The 1,740-nt window shown below is 75.5% G+C and carries 2 protein-coding genes; both read left to right on the plus strand.

The window, feature by feature from the left end; all coding sequences use genetic code 11:
- A partial coding sequence (locus ACOV8S_RS22515; protein WP_448319780.1) for an ATP dependent DNA ligase occupies positions 1 to 695 on the plus strand: 695 nt, incomplete at its 5' end.
- 74 nt (positions 696 to 769) lie between these two features.
- Positions 770 to 1,705, plus strand: coding sequence for a hydroxymethylbilane synthase (gene hemC / locus ACOV8S_RS22520; RefSeq protein WP_448319781.1), 936 nt, complete (start codon positions 770 to 772; stop codon positions 1,703 to 1,705).
- Positions 1,706 to 1,740 lie beyond the last annotated feature (35 nt).

Consider the following 1,740-nt stretch of genomic DNA (forward strand, 5'->3'; position numbering starts at 1 on the left):
CCGCGGCCGCCCCCGCCCATCTGGTGCTCTTCGACGTGATGCACCTGGACGCCCGCTCCCTGCTCCGGCTGCCGTACGCGCGCCGCCGCCGGGAGCTGGAGGGGCTCGGCCTGGCGGGCCCGTTCTGGTCCACGCCCGCCGCGGTCGTCGGGCACGGCGAGCAGGCCCTCGCCCTCACCCGTGAGCACGGCCTGGAAGGGCTGGTCTGCAAGCGGCTCGACTCGGTGTACGAGCCGGGGGTGCGCTCGCGGGCGTGGATCAAGATCCGGCACATGACCGGCGTCGACGTGCTGGTGGGCGGCTGGACGCCCGGGCGCGGGCGGCTCACCGGGCTGCCGGGCGCGGTGTTGATGGGCCAGCGCGACCCCGAGGGATTGCTGCGGTACGTGGGCAGTGTCGGCACCGGCTGGAGCGAGGCGGAGCGCGCGGACCTGGCCCGGCTGCTGGCCGCCGCGGCGACCGACGCCTGCCCGTTCACCCCGGCCCCGAAAGCGGCCGGGGCGCGCTGGGTGGTGCCGCGGCTGGTCGGCGAGGTCCGCTACAGCACCCGGACCCGGGCGGGTCTGCTGCGCCAGCCGTCCTGGCTGCGGCTGCGGCCGGACCTGGCCCCGGAGGAGTCCGCGGCGCACCTCCCGCCCGGCGCCGCCGCCGCTTCGGGCGCGGACGCCGGCAAGGACGTCGACGAGGACGGCTAGGGTCCCGCTGGACTCGTGCGCCGCACTCGCGTCACAGGCTCCACGGAGCCCTTGCTGACGGCTATCGTGGCCGCATGTCGGCTCCCGAGATCGTCCGCATCGTCTCCCGCGACTCCCCGATGGCCCTCGCGCAGGTCGAGCGCGTCCGCGCCGAACTCGCCCTGCACCACCCCTCGACGCGCACCGAGGTCGTGCCGGTCAAGACCACCGGCGACAAGTGGATGGGCGAGCTGTCGCAGGTGGAGGGCAAGGGCGCGTTCACCAAGGAGGTGGACGCCGCGCTGCTGGCCGGCGAGGCCGATCTCGCGGTCCACTGCGTCAAGGACATCCCCGCCGACCGGCCGCTGCCCGCCGGCACCGTCTTCGCCGCGTTCCTGCGCCGGGACGACGTCCGCGACGCGCTGATCCACCCCGGCGGGCTGACCCTCGACGAGCTCCCCCCGGGCACCCGGATCGGCACGTCCTCGGTGCGCCGGGTGGCCCAGCTGGCCGCCTCGCACCCGCATCTGACCTGCGTGCCGATGCGCGGCAACGCCAACCGGCGGCTGGAGAAGCTGGCGGCCGGCGAGGCCGACGCGCTGCTGCTGGCGCTGTCCGGGCTGGAGCGCATCGGGCGGACCGACACGGTGAGCGAGGTGCTCTCCACCGAGACGATGATGCCGCCGATCGGCGCGGGCATCCTCGCCCTCCAGTGCCGTGAGCAGGACACCGACCTGATCGAGGCGGTCGGCTCCCTCGGCGACCCGGACACCCACCGGGAGGCGACCGCGGAGCGGATGTTCCTGCACGTCCTGCAGGGGCACTGCAACAGCCCGATCGCCGGTTTCGCCCGGGTGGACCGCACCGGCGAGCTCTCGCTGCGCGCCTGCGTCTTCACCCCCGACGGCAAGACGCGGCTGAACGCCCACGAGTGGGCCGGCCCGCTCGACCCGGCGACGCTGGGCACCTCGGTGGCGGTCACCCTGCTCCGCCAAGGCGCCCGCGAACTGATCGACTCCATCGAGCACTGAGGCCGGGCCCGCCCCCGCGGCCCGCGCCTCCACCT

The organism is Streptomyces sp. CO7, from assembly GCF_053474865.1.

Coding starts and splice junctions, on each gene's coding strand:
- hemC (WP_448319781.1), top strand. CDS start 770: ATGTCGGCTCCCGAGATCGTCCGCATCGTCTCCCGCGACTCCCCGATG.